Below are 626 nucleotides of genomic sequence, written 5' to 3'. Positions count from 1 at the left end.
TTTTTCTGAAGAAAAAGAAGCAAAAAGACTTTTTCAGGCTGCCGCCGTCTCCCGGCAAAGCGGGCCGCTAAACGGACAAAAGTTTTTTGGTTCTTTTTTTAAAAAAGAACGCTTACCTTCCCGGCCCCACCGGCCCGAGCCGGCCGCGCACCCCATCCCACACCCCGCGCAGGAAGACCCCCGGCAGGCCCGGCCGGCGCTGCGCCAGGCTGTGCGCCAGCGCCTGCACCAGCAGATAGGGCAGCAGCTTCGCCTTCCAGCGCAGCGGCACATGCGCCAGGCCCAGCATCGCCGCCTGGTTGCGGGCATAGGCGTAGAGGCGGAAATCCGGCTGCACCGCCAGGTGCAGGCCCAGCACCGGCACCCGCAGGATGCCGCGCCCCAGCCGGTGCGGCATCACCACATCCCGCGCCATCCAGCAGGAAAAGCCGCGCGCCCAGGCGCGGAAGCACCATTCGATGTCCACGGCGTCGATGAAGAAATCCTCGCGGAAGCCGCCCACCCGCTCCAGCGCCGCGAGGTCGAGCAACGTGCCGGAGGAGATCAGGAATTCCAGCGGCGCCGCCCCCGGCACCGGCGAGGCGCCGGCGCCCCGGAACAGCCGCGGCGTCTTGGTGTCGCTGCCC

The 626-nt window shown here is 67.7% G+C and carries 1 protein-coding gene; it reads right to left on the bottom strand.

Annotation, left to right across the window (positions count from 1 at the left end; all coding sequences use genetic code 11):
- Window positions 1-112 precede the first annotated feature (112 nt).
- On the bottom strand, window positions 113-626 hold a 514-nt coding region (locus HMPREF0731_RS22600; protein ID WP_007006602.1), incomplete at its 5' end, for a glycosyltransferase family protein.

Source organism: Pseudoroseomonas cervicalis ATCC 49957 (assembly GCF_000164635.1).
GTDB classification, from domain to species: domain Bacteria; phylum Pseudomonadota; class Alphaproteobacteria; order Acetobacterales; family Acetobacteraceae; genus Pseudoroseomonas; species Pseudoroseomonas cervicalis.
The sequence above is the reverse complement of the archived record's forward strand: the minus strand, read 5'-3'. Positions and strand labels throughout refer to the sequence as shown.